The organism is Nostoc sp. TCL26-01 (assembly GCF_013393945.1).
Lineage (GTDB): Bacteria > Cyanobacteriota > Cyanobacteriia > Cyanobacteriales > Nostocaceae > Trichormus.
In genome coordinates this window covers 6,322,976-6,345,885 of sequence record NZ_CP040297.1, presented here as the reverse complement: position 1 = coordinate 6,345,885, position 22,910 = coordinate 6,322,976, and the positions used below count along the sequence as shown (strand labels likewise).

Genomic DNA, 22,910 nt, shown 5'->3' with positions numbered 1-22,910 from the left:
AGCTAAAAATAAGTGGTGTAGCTGATTAATAAGACGAATTTGTTCATTCAATAATAGCTGTTAAAACACCCTCTTGAAGTGCAAAAAACGTTAATTGTAAAAATAAATCAACAACCTTATGACTACTATTCCTTCCGACCCCTTATTTAAGGATCAATGGTATCTATATAACTACAATCAATCCACTGGTGTTCGTGGTCTTGATCTCAATGTGGTTAATGTTTGGGATGACTATACAGGGCGGGGTGTTGTTGTCGGCGTTTTCGAGGGGGATGGAGTTGAATACAATCATCCTGATTTAGCGGCAAATTACAATACTTCTATCGACTATGATGGTGTTACTGGCCTTGATAATCCATACCCTCTACCTGGAGAAGAAGGTCATGCCACTTCTGTTGCAGGTATTATTGGCTCAGCTGCTGGCAATGGGATTGGTGGTGTAGGTGTAGCTTATGGCTCTACCTTAGCTTCCTTCCGTTTTTCTTTCTCAGATCAAGCAAGCGAAAATCGAGCATTAAATCGCTTAAAGAATGTTGATGTTGCTAATAATAGCTGGGGTAGCTTATCAGTCTTTGGAATTAATTTCCTGAATTCTGATTATGCTCAAGTAGCTCAAGCTATTAAAGATGCTGCCCAGTTTGGACGTAAGAACTTAGGAACTGCAATAGTTTGGTCAGCTGGAAATGAACGCGAACAAGGTTTGAATACCAACTATTCTAACTATAGCAATTCCCGCTATGTGATTACTGTAGCCGCACTTAACCGTGATGGTTCTGTATCTTATTACAGTACTCCCGGTGCTTCAATTCTTGTGTCTGGGTTTGGCAGTGGTTATCCTGGAACTATTGTAACGACTGATCGCCAGGGAAATGAAGGCTCTAATAGTAGTTGGTCTGAAGGCGATAATCCTGATACAAACTACACCAACAAGTTTAATGGTACTTCAGCCGCCGCGCCGATGGTATCTGGGGTAGTGGCTTTAATGTTGGAAGCAAACCCCAATTTAGGCTATCGAGATATTCAAGAAATTCTCGCCTATTCTGCCCGTAAAACAGGTTCTAGCTCCAGTTACAACACTAACGGAGCTAAGAACTGGAATAATAAAGGTTTACACGTCAGTGATGACTATGGATTTGGCTTAGTAGATGCTCATGCTGCCGTCCGTTTAGCAGAAACTTGGCAAAAACAGAGCCGACTTAACAACGAACAGTCTTATTCTTATGGTTCAAGCAATTTAGGCTTGCCCATTACAGATAATAGTGAGATTAGTTATACTGCTATCCTAGCTGCTAGTTTAGATATTGATTGGGTAGAAGTAGAACTAAATATAACTCATCCCCATCGAGGCGATTTAATTGTTGAACTTATCTCTCCCAGTAAAAAAATTATAAGCACTTTAGTCCGCTATCCTGGTAACGGACAAGATGCTGGAGATAATATCAATTTTAGGTTTTCAAGTTCACAATTCTGGGGAGAAAACAGTGCTGGCGATTGGACACTCAAAATACGTGATTCACAGCTTACGAACACTGGGCTTTTCAACAGTTGGAAATTAAATATATATGGGGATGCTGATACAGCTGATGACACTTATTTCTACACTAATGAGTATGGTATTGATAGCTCCAATACACTGACTGATACTTCAGGTATTGATACTATTAACGCTGCGGCTGTTAATTACTCATACCTCAACCTCAATCCAGGTTCTACAAGTAATTTGAATGGGTATGCCTTAATTATCAGTGCAGTAACTACCATCGAAAAAGCCTTTACTGGCGATGGTAACGACACAATTATCGGTAATAGTGCTGCTAATTTTCTGTCTGGTGGTAGAGGCCATGACACGCTCAATGGTGGCGCAGGGAACGATACCATCTATGGTGATAAGGGCAACGATCTTGTATTAGGTGGCGCAGGTAATGACCTCTTGAGTGGTGGAGGTGGTGTTAACACCCTTTTAGGAGGAGCAGGCGATGACCTCTATTACTTGGCTTATCTCGATCCCAACAATCCAGTAGTCAATGATTCGGGAAGCATTATTCAAGACGAATCTGGCATAGATACCTTAAACTTGAATAACTTCCCACTCACTCTATCTAACCTTGCCAGGGTTGGAACTGCCTTAGTAATTGACCTGAACAAAGACAACAAATTTATCTTTGCTCAAGATGTTACTATCCTCAACTTCTTTGGCACAGGTAACACCAAAGGAACAGGCTTTATTGAATACATTGCTGGTTTGGATAGTACCAGTTTTTTAAGTTTAGTTGGTAACAGTCCTAACACTGGAACTACAGGAGACGATCGCAATCTATCTCCAATCAAAGGTACTACAGGGAATGACTATCTGGGTGGACAGACAGGAAAGGATCAGATATATGGCTATGCAGGTAATGACATTCTCGTAGCCAAAGGCGGAAAAGATCAACTCTACGGAGGTACAGGAGATGATTTATATCTCCTCTCGGCTGCCGATGGGTTTAATACTACCATTCTAGATGATGGCGGATATGATGCCCTTAACCTCAAAGATGTAATTATTTCCCTGTCTCTACTCCAGAGTGGAAAAGTTGGACTTTACAGATGGGATGATTATAGTCTCTTAATCGACCTCAATAAAGATGGTTATGCCACAGCTTCCAATGACTTAATCGTTAACTACTTTTTTGACCCCACGGCATCGGGAGCGAGAGCTGGTGTAGGCTTCATTGAGCAATTAGGTAATGTATCTGGCAATGATGTTCTAAATCTATTTAACGTCTTGCCCAGAGGTGGACGACCTGACGAGACTATTACCTTGATTCCCAGTGCTGGTTTAGGCAACGATACATATATCGGTACAGATGGCAATGATCTCATTTTCGGTGGGGATGGCAATGACATTCTCGACGGTAGAGCAGGACGAGATCAACTACAAGGCGATAACGGCAATGACACCATATATGGAGGAGATGGAGACGACCGCCGTCCAGACTTCACTGCCGGACTCAGAGGCGGATTAGGCAATGATTTGATTTATGGTGGCTACGGTGATGACATCATTGATGGACAGGATGATGTTGACATTATCTTTGGCGATGAAGGTGATGACATTATCTTTGGTGGTGCTGGGAATGATAAAGTTCTCGACCCTAAAGGAGATTATGCGGCTTTAAAAGGTGGCGGAGGCTATGACACCATCTATGGTGGTTTTGGTGATGACATCATTGATGGTGGCGATGGTGATGACAGACTTTACGGAGATGAGCAATATCAAGATATTCTCAATCAAACTCAGGGAGGTAACGATGTTATCTCTGGAGGTGCTGGGGATGACTATATTGATCTGGGCTATGGTGATGATTTAGCCTGGGGGGGAGATGGCAATGATACCCTTTATGGTGCTGCTGGGGTAGACCGGTTACTTGGTGATGCTGGCGATGATTTCATTGACGGTGGCGCTGGAAACGATAAATTCGATCCCAACGGAGATTATGCCGGACTTAAAGGAGGTGCAGGCAATGACACCATCTATGGTAGTTTTGGCGACGATGCCATTGATGGACAGGATGGTGATGACAAGCTTTACGGAGATGATAAAAATCCGGTAGATAATCCAACTAAAGGTGGCAATGATGAGATTTTCGGAGGCACAGGAAATGATTATATAGACGGAGGTTATGGTGGTGATAAACTCTGGGGTGGCTCTGGCAACGATACCATTTATGGTGGTGCTGGAATAGATCAAATCAGTGGTGAAGCTGGTAATGATAGCCTTTATTTAGGCTTAAATGATAACGCAACAGATATCGTTAAATATGCCTCTGGTCATGGAACAGATACCATTTATCAATTTGTCCGTGGTGTTGGTGGTGATAAATTGCAATTCACAGGTATTGCTAACATTGATGTCGTGAAATCAGGTACAAACACACAACTAAAAATCGGTGATGGTATTGCTAGTAATACAGGCTTTGGTACAGGTCAATTATTAGCTACATTATCAGGTACATCTGGTTTTATTAATGGTGATTTGAATGTTAATTTGTTTGGGGCTAATTTCTTATTTACTTAAGAAAATTTGATTTTTTATCAGATGCGATCGCCTACTCTTGGTTGCGGGCGATCGCTTTGGTAAAATAATAAATAATCTCCCTGTCCTCAACCAAATGAATGACAAGATTCATCCATGATCAATTCTCCAAAGACTACTTAGAAGAACTACTAAAAACATCTGGACAAGTCCAAGCACCAAGTCGAGTAGCAGCAGAAGTGCGAGAAATAGACGTATTATTCACCCCAATTCCTACACAAACACATAACTTAGAAATATTAGGCTTATTGGGAAAAATGGCGACAACACCAGCCATATTTGAACCATTTCGCAACCCCGCATCCATAGACGAAATTAGCGATTGTATCTCCAAATTAATAGAAGTAAAAAGCGCAATGCGGCGAGAAGCCAAGCGCCTTCAAATTAAAATACCAGAAGCAGAAATACCCCAACTATGGATACTCACACCCACTGCCTCAAAAAATATAATTTCTGGGTATGGTGGGCAACTAAAATCAGATTGGGGAGATGGAGTATACTTTTTACCCAAGCATTTTCGCACAGCTATAGTTGTCATCCACCAGTTACCATCCACTCCTGCAACACTATGGCTGAGAATACTAGGGCGTGGTAGAGTACAGCGACAAGCGATCGATGAATTAGCCGCACTACCAGCCAGTCACCCATTTGTCCGGGTAACGCTAGAATTACTTTATAGCCTGCAACAAAATTTAAGAATCAATCAAAATATCGAAACAGAGGATCGGGAGTTAGTAATGAGATTAGCACCACTGTATCAACAAGACAGAGAAAAAGCTAGACAGGAAGGTTTAGAGCAAGGTTTACAGCAAGGTTTACAACAAGGAGAACAGCAGCTAATTCTGCGGTTGTTAAATCGAAGATTGGGAAACATAGATGTATCTCTCATCGAACAAATTCAAAAATTATCAATAGCACAATTAGAAGCCCTGGGGGAAGCATTGTTGGATTTTGCTACAATCACGGATTTAGAATCTTGGTTAAGTCACCACGCAGAAATAACAAAACAGTAAGTTCATTTCCGACTCATCGTTTTAGCTTTCGTGTCGCCCCTGTATTAACTCATGGGGTGCAAATACACCATTTTCTGTAATAATGGCTTTAATTAACTCGGCTGGTGTCACATCAAAGGCTGGGTTGTAAAATTCCACCTGTGGAGGTGTCAGAATAGTTTCACCGACTTGATAAATCTCCATTGGATGACGTTCTTCAATTGGGATTTGACTCCCATTTGCTAATTCAAAATCAATGGTAGAAACAGGTGCAGCTACAAAGAAAGGAACGTTATGGGCTTGAGCCACTATTGCTAAACTATATGTACCGATTTTATTAGCAGTATCACCATTCGCCGCAATTCGATCTGCACCAACAACGATCGCATCAATTAACCCTTGCTGCATACAGTGGGCTGCCATATTATCAGTGATTAAAGTTACGGGAATCCCTTCTTGCACACATTCCCATGTAGTGAGTTTTGCACCTTGCAAGCGAGGACGGGTTTCATCAGCAAACAACCGAGTTAAACGTCCATCTCGCCAAGCCGAACGCACCACCCCCAAGGCTGTACCGTAACCAGCCGTAGCCAAAGCGCCTGCATTGCAGTGAGTTAGCAGTGTCAGCTTTTCGGGAGACTGGGGTAATGCTGCTAAACCATGATCACCGATCGCCTGACAAGTTTGCAAATCTTCTTTATTGATAGCTTGGGCTGTTTGTAACAGAATCGCTTGGATTTCCTCAACGGTTCCTAAAGTTTCGTTGGCTATTTTCAGCATCCGACTAATCGCCCAAAATAAATTTACAGCCGTGGGACGAGTAGCACGCAATAATTGAGCCACCTTTTCTAATTGTTGCAAAAACTCATGGCGATCGCTTGTTTCAATTTCCCTTGCACCCAAATACATCCCATAAGCCGCAGCCACACCAATAGCCGGCGCACCCCGCACAATCATAGTTGTAATCGCCTGCGCCATATCTTGACTACGGTGAATTTCCACCACCACATACTCATTCGGTAGCCGGGTTTGGTCAATTAATAAAACTGAGTTATTCTGCCAAATAACGGGGTAAATCATAAATGGGGAGTGAGGGAGTGAGTGCTGTTAGCGGTAGCGGGGCGTTTAGCCCGTGCTGAGTGATACCAATTCAAAATTCAAAATTCGTCTTGGAAAGTTAGGCGGGACGGAAACCGACACCGCCTACTTTCCGCAAAATTCAAAATGAAGAAATAATGACCAATGACCATTGACTAATGACTATTGACCATTGACCAATGACTATTGACTATTGACTAATTAGGAAAATACGCAATAATCATAGCAACTTTGGGGTGATTACGGGCGATCGCTTCTGGGGCTTTGCCAAATAGGGAAAATAGCTGAGTTTTGTGTTCTACGGAACCATTTAGCAGTAATAAATCGTTGGTTTTGAGTAAGCGGGAGACTTGACGGACAAAGTTACCCCGGACTGTTTGCAGGGGGATGTCTGTTACTAATTCTGTGTTGCTTAATTCTTTAGTTTCTCCTCGGACTGATACCACCTGTAAAAGTTGTAGAGATGCTTTCAGTTCTGTTGCTAAACTTTTAGCTAATTGGATGCTTTGCTCAAATGTATCGGCTGTAGCTTGCGAGGTGGTGAAAGCTAAAAATACTCGGTTTGTATGTTCAATGGGTAAGGGAAATCGAGAGACTAACACAGGTACAGAACTGCGGTGGACAATTTTATCAATAACACTACCAAATAAGTTTTCCTGATAAGTAGAGTAACCTTTCCAACCACAAATTATGACACTAGCTTGTTTTTCTTCTGCTACACGGGCAATACCTCTGTCAATCGATTCATCAATGCGCCCGATAGGGGTAACATTAGCAACAGCTGCATGAGCAATCATTTCTGCCGTAGAGAGGAGTTGGCTTTGCTGGGCTTTGGCTTCTGGGGGAATGGGGGCATTGTCCTCTAGTAAGATATGTAGTGGTAGGAGAGTGCCAGAGGCAGATTTAGTGAGAAGAATTGCTAATTTTAAGAGATTATCTTCTGTGTTAGGGTTAGATACCGGGACTAAAACGCGATCGCCTAAACTTCCGGCTTGATGTTTTTGGATACTCTCGGCTTCTGGTTTGAGATTTTTTCCCCATTTTGCTGTTACCCAAGGCGAAGCAACGCAGGTAACTAGAATCATAGCGATCGTCCCATTGACCGTCAATTGATCCACTAGCTTAATATTGTAAGCTACGGTAATGGCTGCTAAAGTTGATGCCGCCTGGGCTACTGATAGCCCAAACATCACCATAATGCTGTCAAAATTCATGGCAAATAATTTACCTGCACCCCAAGCCGGCAGGTATTTAGCCACAATTGCCACAGTTACCATGACAGCTGATACTAAGAGCGATCGCGGTTCCTGTACTAAAATCAAGGGATTAACCAGCATCCCCACAGAAATTAGGAAGAATGGCACAAACAGAGTATTACCAATAAATTGAATTCGGTTCATCAAGGGACTAAGTTGGGGGATGAGTTGGGTAATTGCCACTCCCGCCAAAAAAGCGCCAATAATCGGCTCAATTTGCACTAATTCTGCCCCATAGGAAACGATAAACAGAGTAGCCAGCACAAATGTAAATTCTGCCCCTTCATCGTGTCCAAATCTTTGGAAAAACCAGCGTCCGATTCTGGGTACACCCCATAAAGTGAGAAAGGTGTAGAGAATCAATGCAGGAATCAGAAATAACCAAAAACTTAAGGTTAAATTACCTTGATGCGCCCTCACCACCACAGCTAAGACGAGAAGTGCTAAAACATTGGTGATTAGCGTACCGCCCAGAGTGGTAGTCAAGACTTGAGAACGCATGATTCCCAATTTGCTGACAATAGGTAATGCTAGGAGAGTGTGGGAAGCAAAACAAGAAGCCACGAGAATAGCAGGTAATATCTCATAACCAATCGCCATCATCGCCACAGTCCCCAATCCCATCGGTATAGCAAAAGTCGCTAACCCAAAAATTACTGCCTTATCAGCATTATATTTTAAGTCATCCAGGCTAGTTTCCAACCCTGCCATAAACATCAAAAACAGCAATCCCACAGTGCCTAAAAGCACAATTGTATTATCTCGCGCCAATAATCCCAATCCATTAGGCCCGACTAATACCCCGGCTAAAATCAATCCCACAATTCCCGGTAAACGTATCTTCTCGAAGAGTAGAGGGGCAACTAACATAATCCCCAAAATCATCAAGAATACGGGTACTGGGTCTTTAAGAGGTGTGGATAATACGGAAGCAAGTAGAGAATTAGTTACATTTTGCCAAGAAATGCTCATAGGCTCTGCTAGAACGTAGCTGCTCGCATCTAATATCATGAATATCTATCAGGTGTGATATTTGCATTGAATCAAACACTAGTAGATTCGCAAAACTTTTAGGAAATTGATAGTATTGCCAGACAGAGATTTTCCTACTATGACGCTATTTTGAGAAATGCGCAGTGATCTTGTTTCTCGTAGATGATTTAGGATGGCTGTATCTTCGTTATTAATTTTAATTTTGTAGCTCTTATGCCTGAATCTTCACAAGTAATAGTCTACCCACCCAGCCGCCGCAGTAATCAAGTGGATGATTACCACGGTACTTTAGTTGCAGATCCCTATCGTTGGTTAGAAGATCCAGATAGTGATGAAACTAAAGCTTGGGTTGAGTCACAAAATCAGGTTACTTTTGCCTATTTGAGCGAAATTCCTGCTAGGCAAAAAATTCAACAGCGTCTCACTAAACTTTGGGACTACGAAAAATATAGTATTCCGTTTAAAGAGGGGGAAAATTATTTTTATTTTAAAAATGATGGACTACAAAATCAAAGTGTGCTTTATACTTTGAAGTCTCTTGACGCTCAACCAAGAGTTTTACTAGATCCCAATCAACTATCAGCAGATGGGACAGTTGCGCTGTCAGGTTTTACGATTAGTGATAATGGTAAACATTTGGCTTATGGTTTATCTACTGCTGGTTCTGATTGGCAAGAATGGAAAGTCAGGGATGTAGAAACTGGAGAAGATTTGTCAGATCATCTCCAATGGATTAAATTTTCTGGTGCATCTTGGACAAATGATCATCAAGGTTTTTTCTACAGCCGCTATGATGAACCCAACGAGAAAACTAAATTAGAAGATGTCAATTATTATCAAAAACTCTATTATCACCGATTGGGTACATCACAATCTGAAGATATTTTAGTGTACGATCGCTCTGATGAAAAGGAATGGGGTTTTAGTGGTGGTGTTACAGAAGATGGTAGTTATTTGATAATTTCTGTTTGGTTGGGGACAGACTCTAGAAATTTGGTTTTCTACAAAGATTTGACTAACCCTGATGCCGAAGTTGTCGAATTAATTCCACAATTTGAGGCAGATTATAGCTTTATTGATCATGATGATCATGTCTTCTATTTTCGCACTGATTTAAATGCCCCACGGGGGAGAGTCATTGCTATTGATACAAAAAATCCGGCACAAGAGGCATGGCAAGAAATCATTCCCCAATCTGATGCCACATTAGAAAGTGTTAACATTCTCAATAATCAATTTATTGCTGATTATTTAGCAGATGCTCATACCCAAATCAAGATTTTTGACCTCCAAGGTACATTCATTCGTGATGTAGAATTACCTGGACTGGGTTCAGCAGGCGGCTTTGGGGGCAAACGTGATGATACAGAAACATTTTATAGTTTTACTAGCTTTACCACTCCAGGAACTATTTATCGTTACAACATAGTTTCAGGCGAAAGTCAACTCTTTCGAGAACCAAAAGTAGATTTTGCACCTGATGATTACGAAACTACTCAGGTATTTTATCAAAGTAAAGATGGTACACAAGTGCCGATGTTTATTACTCACAAAAAAGGCATAAAGTTAGATGGCAATAACCCCACTTATCTTTATGCTTACGGTGGGTTTAATATCTCCCTATCACCGAGTTTTTCTGTAAGTGTCATAGCGTGGTTAGAGATGGGAGGAATTTATGCTTTAGCTAATCTGCGGGGTGGTGGAGAATATGGTGAAGAATGGCATCAAGCTGGAATGAAGGAGAAAAAGCAAAATGTTTTTGACGACTTTATTGCTGCGGCTGAGTGGTTAATTGCTAATAATTATACAAAATCTGCCAAACTAGCGATCGCAGGTGGTAGTAATGGTGGTTTACTAGTCGGTGCTTGCATGATTCAGCGTCCTGATTTATTCGGTGCAGCTTTACCCGCCGTTGGTGTCATGGATATGTTGCGGTTCCACAAGTTTACTATCGGCTGGGCATGGACTGCTGAATATGGTTCACCAGATAACCCAGAAGAATTTCCTGCACTTTACGCTTACTCGCCACTGCATAACCTCAGTGAAAATACAGCCTATCCTGCTACTTTAATTACTACTGCCGATCACGACGATCGCGTTGTTCCTGCCCACAGTTTCAAATTTGCTGCCGCTTTACAAGCAGCACACGAAGGTGATGTACCAGTATTAATTAGAATTGAGACGAAAGCCGGTCATGGTAGAGGTAAACCCACAGCTAAAATTATCGAAGAAGCAGCAGATAAGTGGGCGTTTTTAGTCAGGACTTTAGAGGTAGTCTTGGCTAAGTAACTGGAAAACTTTCTGTGTCTCTGTGCCTTTGTGGTAGAAATAATTTATGCACCACAGAGACACAAAGACACAGAGTTTAAACAAACCTAAGTTCGACAAGTCTGTTTTGACCTCTCCCCCAACCTCTCTCCGATGCGGAGAGGGGAGTAAAAAGCATAAAATATCAACGAAAAATCAAGGTTTTAAAGCCTCTCTCCTTTTAGGGGAGCCAGTTGCGTGGGCGGGTTTCCCGACTTGAGCAAACTGGCGTGAGAGGTACTCTACGAGAAGAGCTTCGCTCTATGGAGAGGGGTTTTTTCCAGTCGTCGAACTCACGTTAAACAACTATCGCCAAATCAGCCGCAGTCAAATCAGGTAGATTGAGGAAGTTAGCAAACTCAGCACCAGTACCCAAGCCAGCAGCACTACCGTTTTGGTTATAGTAAAGACTACCGCTGCTGCTACTGTAAACCAAGAAGGCTGTACTAGTTGCTGCTAAATCATCATCTTCTACAGTTGTGAAATCAGTAGCTAGACTCAAGCCATTACCGACAACACTACCCAAAGCAGTAAAAGTCTGTTTACTCAACACCAACTTATCACTACCAGAGAGAAAGTCAGTTAGGAGATCAACACCGAAATCACTACTAGTGAAGGCTCGTCCACTACTATACAAAAAGCGATCGCTATCAGCCCCGCCACTAAGAGTATCATTGCCAGCCCCACCAATTAAAGTATCTGCGCCGCTTCTACCTGTGAGTACGTCATTACCACTGCCTCCATCTAGGGTATTGTTGAGGGTATTGCCAATCAGGCGATCGCTACTAGTACCACCCACTACATTTTCAATCACATTGTTGGCAGATAAAGTCAACTTCAAGTTACTGTTGACTGTTTGAGTGGTGATGATGCCCAAATTTACTCTTACACCAGAACTTGTGCCACTAAAACTGAGAGTATCATTGCCACCTGTGGTAACTTCTTGAATGCGATCGCTTCCTGATAGAGTAGTCGGATTAAACGCATAGGTATCATCCCCATTACCACCAGCCAGAATATTATTGCCGCTATTACCTCTGAGAACATTATTACCACTATTACCAGTACCATTAATATTGCTAGTTCCCGTGAGGGTTAAATTTTCCACATTATTAGGTAAGGTTGTGGTGGTGCTGGCTTGTATGGTGTCAGTAATGGTGACAATCCCAGTAGCTTTTTGCAAAGTTGCATTGCTCGGACTAAACAGTCCCACATTGAAGCTTTCGTTTGCTTCGTTGAGACTATCATTGAGAATAGGAACGGTAATTGTCGCTGTCGTAGTATTAGCAGCAAAAGTTAGAGTGCCACTGCGGCTAGTATAGTCTGTATTAGCAGTAGCAGTACCAGAACCTGTAGCGTAGTTAACCGTGACTGCTTGACTAGATGTACGGCTGAGAGTGACAGTTAAGACAGCTTGTGTAGTTTGCCCTTCCACAACGGTGATGTCATTGATCGAGAGAGTAGGAATAGTTGCCGTGTCATCATTAGTTATGGTTCCGATTCCCTGATTATCGCTAATGGTGGCATTGGTAGCATTGCTGAGGTTGACGAAGAAGGTTTCGTTCGCCTCCACTGTGGTGTCACCTGTCACAGCAACAGTCAAGGTTTTACTGGTATCCCCTGGATTGAAGGTTAATGTACCTGTGGTGGCGGTGTAGTCACTACCTGCTGTGGCTGTGCCGTTAGCAGTAGCATAGTTAACTGTGACAGCAGAGGTACTAGCGGCAGAAAGAGTCACAGTAAAGGTAGCGTTCGTTGTCCCTGTATTGCCTTCGGTAACGGTGATATTGTTAATGCTGAGAGTTGGCAAGGCGGCTGATTGTACCTCAAATGCGCCGATATCGACTGTACCGCCAACAACTCGCGTTAAACCACGTTGGTCGTAGGGAGTGGGTTCTGTTGTATCACCATCACCATCAAGGTCTTGTATATCAGCAGGAATTAAGCTGCTATTACCAGCATTAATCGCCGGACTACCAGGAAGAAGCGCATGAGTAAGGGTGAGTCCACCATTGTTTTGTAAAGGGCTGAGTCCGGGGTTGGGGTTAACGATATCTGTACCTGTGCCTACAGTACCACTGGCTCCAGCCAGAGAGCCAATTAAGTTGTAATTATTGCCGTTAACTGTGCCTTGAATATCTTTGCCTGTCCCCTGGTTATTATAATTACCAAAATTGCCAGCAACAATTGTGTTCTTTAAATTGGCACTGCCTCTAATTCCACCTCCTCCTAGAATGCCCGCCGTATTATTGGTAATTGTAGTGTTAAGTACATTTATAACGTTGCCCCCAGTAGAATCTATACCACCACCACCGTTTCCTGCACTGTTTCCACTAATTGTTGTGTTAACTAAAGCAATAGAGCCAGAGCTACCGTTACCTTGAATACCGCCACCAGCGCCACTTGCACTATTGTTACTAATTGTAGTGTTGATCACCGTCAAGGCATCAAAGTTGTAGATGCCACCTCCACTACCTGATGTGTTACTACTGATGGTGGAGTTAGTCGCAATCAGATTGCCAGAGTTAAGGATACCGCCACCGTTGCTAGCTTTATTGTTATTGACAGAACTATTTCGTAGGTAGACTGTACCATCGTTATAAATGCCACCACCCCAAGCGCTACTCTCTGCACTATTGCCACTGATCGTAGTGTTGTACAAATCGAGAGCGCCATTAGAATCAACCCGAATGCCTGCACCTCCAGCAGTACTATAACTAGATATCTTGCCACCCGAAACCACTACATTCTGTAAGCTTAATGCTCCTCCAGCTAGTACCTGAAAGACGCGATCGCTATTTAATAAACCTGACGCATCAATAGTTGCTTTCCCACCCACTGACACAATATAAAGCACATTAGTGCGACTTTTAATATCTAAATCTCCTGTCAGGGCTGCATCTTCATTAATCCCGTTTGATGTGAGATTATAAGTTGTTCCTCCAGTTAACTGGATTTCATAATCAGTATTAGGATTCGCATTGGCGATTAAAATTGCATCTCGCAAAGATAATCCATTAGCAGTACTACCATCATTTTGATCGGCTGTGGTATTGACTGTCAAAATAGTAGGAGCCATGTTGAATACCCTGGTAAGTCAAGTAAATTTTTCTGTTGATTTTCAGTTATGTTAACGTAAGTATCCAACGAAAGCGCACGTTACATTTTTTCAGTGCGACAACACACCCCACACCAGATTTTTCTTTACTTGCTTGGTATTGAGAATGTTTTTGAGTGCTTTTGTGTACAGTTATTGATAGGCGATCGCTGATTTTTTCATAATACAGGCAACTTCACCATAACCAGGATTGCCAGTTAAACCTTGTAAGTGATTATGCTCTATATCTTCATCTTGACCGAGTTTGCTTGTCCATTTACCATCGAGTAATTGTCTAGCAACATGAGTTGGTATTTTACTGGAGTTCACATATATCGAGATTTTTTGAAATCCTGTTTCTAAAGAATCATTACTACAGATTTCATAACCAAGTGAGCGAAATGCTGCTTGAAAAGCCTCTAGACTCTCTTCTCTAGGAATATTTGGCGGCCAATATTCTTCATATTGAGCATCTGGCCACCACCAATTTTCATCATCTTCTGCTGCCCAAGCAACACAGTTATAGTCAGTTGTATCCGGGCTTGTAAGCTTGTAACCGTGGATGACTAGATTGGGATAATCACGTTCAATAAAAGATTTTACATAGCTATTCCAAGAGTTATTACCTACCATTGATAACCTCTTTGTCTACCCCATTCTAGCCAAGCTTTAGTCATTTCTTTTGTATTTCCTCTATACTGCGAAGGTACAGGATCAACTCTTGCAATAGATTTTAATGCCCAAAACCAACGTCCTGATTTCTTTTCCAGTTCTCTGAGTAGCAAAGGTATGACAGTTTCACCCATTCCTATAATCTGTTGATATGCAGGGTGCATACACATTTGATTAGTTGATGATACACCACGATTTTCTTCACGCCATTGCTGGGCTAGTGTCATAAAAGTTGATTCTACTTCAGCTTGATTAGAAATTTGCAGTTCCTGTTTTCTAGTAAGTTGTCCTGCATACGCAATAGCAGCTTGAACATCTTGTAATGTTAGTGATGGGTAATCTTTGACTATTTCCTCAAATGTCAATCCTTCAGCGATGTTATCAAGGATGACTGAAACCATCACTTGTGTACCTGTAATGTGCGGTTTACCATGACAGGTTTGAGGACTGATACTAATGTGTTCTTGCCAGTTAGTCATGGGTTTGAGTGCTTTTGTGTACAGTTATTGGTAGGCGATCGCTTGTTATTATCATGTCACTTGAAATGCTCGGAGCATAAGTTTTTCTCTTTGATCCATACTAATGATTTATTAATAGGCAAAGTGATGCACAATTTTATACTACAACTAAAGATTCATCTTCTTCCCAAGTAAACAATGGTTCAAGTTCACCTGATTCAGCAAATGTGATTGCAGCTATTAAGTATTGAGGTAAATTAACACAAATTTTTTCAGAATAATTTCCCGCTTGTCCACCTACAACTAATCTTTGCTCATTAGCAGAATTAGTGTTATTGCTTTTTGCTGTTATTAATGCTTGATAAAAAATAGATAAATTAATTTTTTTAACAGAAGTATCTGATTTGGATAATTCATAATCAATCGGATGCAAAAGACAATAAAAATTCTCATTATCTAAAGTTACAGTCACAATATATTGACCATCATTACCTCCACCAATCATCATATAGCTTTGCTCATCAGCTTCTAAACTAACTAAAGTTTTACTTTTACCATCTAACTCACAAATAGCCGTTTTGATTTGTTGCCAATTGGGATTTTCAATGATAGTTTCTTCATTTTTGTTTCCTGTCCATTTATCTGTATATATCTTGGACACAAACATTATTTTTTCCTTGTCTTTAGAAAATTCAGCAACAGGGTAGGGGGTAGAGAAAACTGCATTAGTCGGAGCTTGAAACTCCGAACAATGCAAGCTTCTTGATTTTTTTATATTGCGTAATTATTATATAGGAATCCGGTTTGATTTCTGAACGAAGTTTTAGGTTTTAGCCTTGCTACATAAGCTTTTTAGTATCAGTGTCTTTTAAAAATTCAAGTATGATTCCTATATTCACGTAACTGATTTAAAATAAAAATCGATTTTTGAGTTAGTTCTATTTCTTCTTGTGTTGCTTTTCTAGATTTTCCATCCAAAAAATATTTGTACTTACGCAGAACCTCTTCTTTCCATATTAAATACTGTTCAGATTTTTTAGAACGCAGAGGATATGCTTCAAATAGGGGAATAATTATCTCTGCCAAATCTTTATTTTTAGTGACTTGGTAGTAAGTCACTGGCTTTCCTTTCTGAGTTGGGTAAGGAGGAGTAACGTTACCTATACATAGTGTATTTTTAATAAAATACAGAACCTGTTGATCATCACTTCTTTGACCAATTCTTATTCTCGGCGCTCCCAATCCATTTCGGCATTTACCAACTATTAAAGAACCTTCACCATCAAAGAAACCACCGAACCAAGATCCAAATTTATCATCAAACCGATTAGGAAGCTGTAAATTATTTGTTGGCATTTTTTGTCTAATAAATCTAATTGTATTATATTTTATTACGAGTACACTACTTAATAAATAACATTAAAAATCCCCCACCTTGCGGCAGGGGATTTTTTACTTACCTACAAAACTAGTAGCCAGATCAACCGAACTTACCAGCAGTGGAGGCGATGAGGAAAGCTGCGTAGGTGACGAAGTAGCCGACGGTGAAGTGAGCTAGACCAACCAAACGAGCTTGCACGATGGAGAGAGCAACGGGCTTGTCTTTCCAGCGAACGAGGTTAGCAATAGGAGTGCGTTCGTGCGCCCAAACTAGGGTTTCGATCAACTCTTGCCAGTAACCTCTCCAGGAGATCAAGAACATGAAGCCAGTCGCCCAAATTAGGTGTCCGAAGAGGAACATCCAAGCCCAGACAGACAGGTTGTTCACACCGTAGGGGTTGTAACCGTTGATCAACTGAGCAGAGTTAGCCCAGAGGTAATCACGGAACCAGCCCATCAGGTAGGTAGAGTTTTCATTGAACTGAGCAACGTTACCTTGCCAAATACCCAGGTGTTTCCAGTGCCAGTAGAAGGTTAACCAACCGACTGTGTTTAATGCCCAGAACAGAGCTAGGTAGAAGGAGTCCCAAGCGGAGATGTCGCAAGTACCGCCACGACCAGGGCCGTCGCAAGGGAAGGCGTAGCCGAAGTCCTTTTTATCGGGCATCAGCTTAGAACCACGAGCATCCAAAGCACCTTTGACTAGGATGAGGGTGGTAGTGTGTAGACCTAGTGCGATCGCATGGTGTACCAAGAAGTCGCCAGGGCCGATTGTTAAGAACAGGGAGTTAGTACCAGAGTTGATAGCATCTAACCAGCCACCTAACCAAACGTTACCGTAGTTAGGATAAGCGGTGTAAGCAACGCTATCGGGGTTAGACAACAAGGTGTCTAAGCCGTAGAGGACTTTACCGTGGGCAGCTTGAATGAACTGAGCAAATACTGGCTCAATCAAGATTTGCTTTTCCGGTGTCCCAAAAGCAACTACTACGTCGTTATGAACGTATAAGCCAAGGGTGTGGAAGCCTAAGAAGAGAGATACCCAGCTTAAGTGGGAGATAATCGCTTCTTTGTGCTGTAACACACGCTCAAGCACGTTACCTTTGTTTTGTTCAGGATCATAGTCACGGACTAAGAAAATAGCCCCGTGAGCGAAAGCACCAACCATCAAGAAGATGGCTATGTACTGGTGATGGGTGTAGAGAGCTGCCTGAGTTGTGTAGTCCTTCGCAATAAATGCGTAGGCAGGCAGAGAGTACATATGTTGGGCGACCAAGGAGGTGACAACGCCTAAACAAGCCAAGTGCCAACCTAATTGGAAGTGCAGAGAGTTGTTGTAGGTGTCATAAATGCCTTGGTGAGGCATATTGAAGGGGCCTTCAACGGTTTTGCCGAAGAAAGTTTTGGCATTCATCATTTCTTTGATGCTGTGACCAATGCCAAAGTTGGTACGGTACATATGACCGGCAACAATGAACAGGACAGCGATCGCCAAATGGTGATGCGCGATGTCTGTTAACCACAGAGATTCTGTCTGGGGATGGAAACCACCCAAGAAGGTCAGAATTGCTGTGCCAGCGCCTTGTGAGGTGCTGAATACATGACCTGCTGTGTCTGGGTTCTCAGCGTAAACGCTCCAGTTACCAGTGAAGAAGGGTGTTAAACCTGCTGGGTGGGGAGCTGTGCTGAGGAAGTTGTCCCAACCCACGTGCTGTCCGCGAGCTTCGGGGATAGCTACGTGAATTAAGTGACCTGCCCAAGCTAGAGAGCTAACGCCAAACAAACCTGCGAGGTGGTGGTTGAGGCGAGATTCAGCACTCTTGAACCAGGCGAGGCTGGGACGGAACTTGGGTTGCAAGTGCAACCAACCAGCAAACAATAACAATGCTGCGAACAATAACAGACCAACTGAACCGATGTACAGTTCTGAGTTTGTCCGCATACCGATGGTGTACCACCAGTGGTAAACACCAGAGTAAGCAATGTTTACAGGATTACTAGCGCCAGCTTGGGTAAAAGCTTCAATAGCTGGCTTACCGAAGTGGGGGTCCCAAATCGCGTGAGCAATGGGACGGACGTGTAGGGGATCTTTAATCCACTGTTCAAAGTTACCTTGCCAGGCTACATGAAACAGGAGGCTGGAAGCCCACAGGAAGATGATTGCCAGGTGACCGAAGTGAGTAGCGAAAATCTTTTGGTAAAGATTTTCTTCGGTCATGCCATCGTGGCTTTCAAAGTCGTTACCTGTAGCGATCGCATACCATATCCGACGAGTAGTCGGGTCCTGTGCGAGATCCTGGCTAAATTTTGGAAATTTTGTTGCCATAGGTTTTGATATTTCCTCTGACCTTTAGCCATCAGGGTTCAGTTTTGAGAGTACTGAGTCCTGAATCCTGAGTCCCAAGTTTGATTTCCATAACTCAGCACTCAGTACTCACTACTCAGCACTCCACATAACTAGTTGCTATCCTACTGAAAGTATGTGTGCGTGGAAGAATGCCCAGGTGGTAGCAATTCCTCCTAAGAGGTAGTGAGCCACACCAACAGCGCGACCTTGAGTAATGCTCAGAGCGCGGGGTTGAATTGCTGGCGCTACCTTCAGTTTATTATGGGCCCAAACAATAGACTCAATTAATTCTTGCCAGTAGCCACGACCACTGAACAGGAACATTAAGCTGAATGCCCAAACAAAGTGAGCGCCCAAGAACATTAGTCCGTAAGCAGACAATGCACTTCCGTAGGAGTTAATGACTTGTGAAGCTTGCGCCCACAAGAAGTCACGCAACCAGCCGTTGATTGTGATGGCACTTTGGGCAAAGTTACCACCAGTGATGTGAGACACATTACCTGCTGCGTCTACTGTTCCCCAAACATCAGATTGCATCTTCCAGCTGAAGTGGAATATGACAATTGACAGGGAGTTGTACATCCAGAATAATCCCAGGAATACGTGATCCCAACCGGATACTTGACACGTACCACCACGACCAGGCCCGTCGCAAGGGAAGCGGAAGCCCAAGTTAGCTTTGTCTGGAATCAGACGAGAGCTACGGGCAAACAGCACACCTTTGAGCAGGATTAGCACTGTTACGTGGATGGTGAAAGCGTGGATGTGGTGAATCAGGAAGTCGGCTGTTCCCAAAGCAATGGGTGCAGCTGCAACTTTACCACCGACAGCCAGAATCCCACCGCCAAAAACGTAGCTAACTGGTTCTAGGGCATTAGGTGCTGTACCACCAGGAGCTAGGGTGTGCAAGTTTTGCACCCACTGAGCAAATACTGGTTGCAACTGAATTGCGGTGTCGGAGAACATATCTTGGGGACGACCCAAAGCCCGCATGGTGTCATTGTGAATGTACAGACCAAAGCTGTGGAAACCCAAGAAAATAGACACCCAGTTCAGGTGGGAAATAATCGCATCCCGGTGACGAATCACCCGATCCAGAACGTTGTTTTGGTTAACGACAGGATCGTAATCCCGCACCATGAAAACGGCAGCGTGAGCCGCACCACCGACAATCAGGAATCCACCGATCCAAATGTGGTGTGTGAAGATACACAACTGTGTAGCGTAGTCAGTTGCCAAGTATGGGTAAGGAGGCATCGCGTACATATGGTGCGCGATGATGATTGTCAAGGAACCCAAGAAGGCAAGGTTAGTTGCCAATTGAGCGTGCCAAGATGTGGTCAAGTTTTCGTAGAGACCTTTGTGACCTTCTCCGGTGAAGGGGCCTTTATGATTCTCTAGGATGTCTTTGATGCTGTGACCGATACCCCAATTGGTGCGGTATTGGTGACCTGCAACGATGAACAGTACAGCGATCGCTAGGTGGTGATGAGAAATATCTGTCAGCCACAAGCCCCCTGTTACAGGGTTCAGACCACCCTTGAAGGTCAAGAAGTCAGAATAAACACCCCAGTTTAGCGTGAAGAATGGAGCCAAACCTTTGGCGAAGCTGGGATATAAATCTGTCAACAAGGCTGAATTCAAGATGAACTCATGGGGCAAGGGGATGTCTTTAACAGCAACACCTGCATCCAATAGCTTGTTGGTTGGTGCGGAGACGTGGATCAAGTGACCAGCCCAGCCCAAGGAACCGCAACCTAGCAGTACTTGTAGGTGGTGATTCAGCATCGACTCTACATTCTGGAACCATTCCAGTTTGGGAGCGCGCTTGTGGTAGTGGAACCAACCAGCAAACAGGAACAAACCTGCTAATACCAAGCCACCAATTGCTGTTACGTAAAGCTGGAAGGAGTTGGTGATACCCCAGCCACGCCATACTTGGAACAAGCCTGAAGTGATTTGAATACCGTGGAATCCACCACCAACATCACCATTCAGGATGTCTTGTCCCACAATGGGCCAAACAACTTGTGCGCTGGGCTTGACGTTTAACGGGTCGCTTAACCAGGCTTCGTAGTTAGAGAACTTCGCGCCGTGGAAAATCATCCCGCTTAACCAGATAGTCACAACGGCTAGGTGTCCGAAGTGAGCCGCAAAGATTTTGCGGGAGATATCTTCTAAATCGCTTGTATGTGTATCAAAATCGTGGGCGAGGGCGTGAAGGTTCCAAATCCAGGTAGTGGTTTTGGGACCTCTGGCTAGAGTTCTGTCGAAATGTCCAGGCTGGGCCCATTTTTCAAATGAGGTTGGAACTGGATCATTGTCAACGATGACTCTGGCTTTTTTCTCCTCTCGCTCCGGAGGACTAATTGTCATTCGACCTCCTCTCGTGATAAGGAATGAGGAATCATGAAACCACAGAGTGATCTTTTGTCGCCCTCTCCAGATTGTAATTGGAGCAGCGATGAAGAAGCTATGTGGAAATTTGTTTCTGTTGAATTATAAAGTCTTCACTTGTACTTTGTTAGCGAGATTTTAACAATAATTCAAACTCGCCCAAATAATTGCCTAATCTGCCTTTCCAGTGCAAACTATTGAGCAAAAAGTCAATAGTTTCTTTATTTAATTTACAAAGGATAACAATTCGTAAAACTTATGTCTTTTAGTACCTGAACAGTAATGAAGGGAGTACTTTTACTTTTGGTATTTTTGTTTTCCCAGATTTTTACTTAGTATCTAAAATTGAGAATACTAAAATTTGTAAAAAAAATGACGGCTTTTATATTTTATTTAGAAACTCATGGTATGTGATAAAGATTTCATTTTTGAGGTCATAGTATGCGATCGCTGATTTCCGTCACAATAATCTATATAGTTGCTCAATCATATAAGTAGGTATAAAGGCATGAATCCTTGGTGTCATCAGCCTTTGGCTAGATTCATCTCTGGAAGTTTAGCTATTTTTAGGTGGTTAATTACACTAGTATTGGTCTTGGTTTTAGTTAGTTGTGGCGAAAAAGTTGTCAGCCAAGAAGTATCTTTTAGTCATAGTGAAAAGCCTGAGCAAATTTCTCAGCAATTTGCAGAAGTTTCACCACCAGTAGTCCTGCAAGAACTACGCTCTAGCTTAGAGGCTTATCGACCACAAGTCACCATAGTCACACCGCAACCGGATGAAGTCATCAGTGACAGCACAGTTTCAGTCAAATTGCAAGTCAAGGATCTGCCAATTTTCCAGCATCCAGAATGGGAACTAGGCCCCCATTTACATTTATTTGTTGATAATCAAGCTTATATACCCATTTACAACCTAAATCAGCCCTTAGTCTTGTCTGATTTGTCTCCAGGTACGCACACCCTGCGAGTTTTTGCCTCTCGTCCTTGGCATGAAAGTTTTAAAAATGAGGGTGCTTACGCCCAAACAACATTTCATCTGTTCACCAAAACCGACGACAATCAGCCTGATCCCCACTTACCCCTACTCACTTACAGCCGCCCTCAAGCTAGCTATGGGGCAGAACCAATCTTACTAGACTTTTATTTAACCAACGCCCCTTTACACCTGACTAGCAAAGACAACCCCAACAGTAATGTCAGTGATTGGCGGATTCGCTGCACCATCAACGGTGAAAGCTTTATCTTTGATCGCTGGCAAGCAGTTTACCTCAAAGGCTTTAAAACTGGAAACAACTGGTTAAAGCTAGAATTCCTCGATAATCAAGGCAACCCAGTCAAAAATGCCTTCAATACCACAGTTCGCGTCATCAATTACCAACCCAAAGGTAAAGACACCCTGTCTCGCATTGTCAGAGGAGAACTGACAGATGATCAAGTCCGTGGCATTGTCGAACCAAATTACACCCCCCCACCACCAGTTGCCGAACCAACGCCTACACCGACTCAGATACCAGAAGTTATAGAAACAACTCCGCCACAGCTAGAAGTCACCCCTACACCACAGCCAGAATTAACTCCCACACCAGAACCAGAAGTAACAGCTACACCAGAACCCCAACCAGAAGTAACAGCTACACCAGAAGCCACAGAATCACCAATCCCAGAAGTCACGCCAACAGCGACTCCAGAACCTCAAGTAGAAGTCACTCCTACAACCCAAGCAACCGAATCATCAGAAAAACCAGTGAATCAACGGAAAAAAGTCAACTTGGGTGATTATTTTAAAAAGCGATCGCCCAAAGCTACACCCACCGAATAGAGACGTAAAGACGTAGAGA

At 42.9% G+C, this 22,910-nt stretch carries 13 protein-coding genes; 4 read left to right on the top strand and 9 right to left on the bottom strand.

Annotated features, from left to right (window positions below):
- Positions 1–118 precede the first annotated feature (118 nt).
- Together FD725_RS27405 and FD725_RS27400 are read left to right on the top strand one after the other, a co-directional pair.
- On the top strand, positions 119–4,057 hold the full coding sequence (locus tag FD725_RS27405; protein ID WP_179051037.1) for a S8 family serine peptidase: 3,939 nt from the start codon (positions 119–121) through the stop codon (positions 4,055–4,057).
- Positions 4,058–4,155: 98 nt separating this feature from the next.
- On the top strand, positions 4,156–5,088 hold the full coding sequence (locus tag FD725_RS27400) for a DUF4351 domain-containing protein (RefSeq protein WP_179051036.1): 933 nt from the start codon (positions 4,156–4,158) through the stop codon (positions 5,086–5,088).
- 21 nt (positions 5,089–5,109) lie between these two features.
- On the opposite strand, the gene mtnA is transcribed toward FD725_RS27400, so the two are convergent.
- Both mtnA and FD725_RS27390 read right to left on the bottom strand, forming a co-directional pair.
- A complete protein-coding gene (gene mtnA, locus FD725_RS27395; protein ID WP_179051035.1) occupies positions 5,110–6,147 on the bottom strand; it encodes an S-methyl-5-thioribose-1-phosphate isomerase in 1,038 nt (345 codons plus the stop codon).
- A 215-nt stretch (positions 6,148–6,362) separates the two neighbouring features.
- Positions 6,363–8,393, bottom strand: a complete 2,031-nt coding sequence (locus tag FD725_RS27390) for a cation:proton antiporter (RefSeq protein WP_179051034.1) — start codon at positions 8,391–8,393, stop codon at positions 6,363–6,365.
- 234 nt (positions 8,394–8,627) lie between these two features.
- Here FD725_RS27390 and FD725_RS27385 point away from each other — a divergent pair, with 234 nt between their 5' ends.
- Positions 8,628–10,703, top strand: a complete 2,076-nt coding sequence (locus FD725_RS27385) for a prolyl oligopeptidase family protein (RefSeq protein ID WP_179051033.1) — start codon at positions 8,628–8,630, stop codon at positions 10,701–10,703.
- Between the two features lie 316 nt (positions 10,704–11,019).
- On the opposite strand, the gene FD725_RS27380 is transcribed toward FD725_RS27385, so the two are convergent.
- From FD725_RS27380 to psaA, 7 genes are all read right to left on the bottom strand, one after another.
- A complete protein-coding gene (locus tag FD725_RS27380) occupies positions 11,020–13,800 on the bottom strand; it encodes an S-layer family protein (RefSeq protein WP_179051032.1) in 2,781 nt (926 codons plus the stop codon).
- Between the two features lie 171 nt (positions 13,801–13,971).
- The gene (locus FD725_RS27375; RefSeq protein WP_179051031.1) at positions 13,972–14,451 is read right to left on the bottom strand and encodes a hypothetical protein; all 480 of its coding nucleotides are present in this window, start codon (positions 14,449–14,451) and stop codon (positions 13,972–13,974) included.
- Positions 14,445–14,969: a DUF433 domain-containing protein gene (locus FD725_RS27370; RefSeq protein WP_179051030.1), complete on the bottom strand. Its 525-nt coding sequence runs from the start codon at positions 14,967–14,969 to the stop codon at positions 14,445–14,447. Before FD725_RS27370 ends, FD725_RS27375 begins: the two co-directional genes overlap by 7 nt.
- Before the next feature lie 136 nt (positions 14,970–15,105).
- Entirely contained in the window at positions 15,106–15,615 is a 510-nt protein-coding gene (locus FD725_RS27365; protein WP_179051029.1) for an Imm1 family immunity protein, read from the bottom strand.
- 209 nt (positions 15,616–15,824) lie between these two features.
- A complete protein-coding gene (locus FD725_RS27360) occupies positions 15,825–16,304 on the bottom strand; it encodes an LAGLIDADG family homing endonuclease (RefSeq protein WP_179051028.1) in 480 nt (159 codons plus the stop codon).
- Between the two features lie 124 nt (positions 16,305–16,428).
- Positions 16,429–18,654: a photosystem I core protein PsaB gene (psaB, locus tag FD725_RS27355; RefSeq protein ID WP_179051027.1), complete on the bottom strand. Its 2,226-nt coding sequence runs from the start codon at positions 18,652–18,654 to the stop codon at positions 16,429–16,431.
- 138 nt (positions 18,655–18,792) lie between these two features.
- Complete coding sequence (psaA, locus tag FD725_RS27350) at positions 18,793–21,051, bottom strand: photosystem I core protein PsaA (protein WP_179051026.1); 2,259 nt, start codon at positions 21,049–21,051, stop codon at positions 18,793–18,795.
- Between the two features lie 529 nt (positions 21,052–21,580).
- Here psaA and FD725_RS27345 point away from each other — a divergent pair.
- Entirely contained in the window at positions 21,581–22,891 is a 1,311-nt protein-coding gene (locus FD725_RS27345) for a hypothetical protein (RefSeq protein ID WP_179051025.1), read from the top strand.
- Positions 22,892–22,910 lie beyond the last annotated feature (19 nt).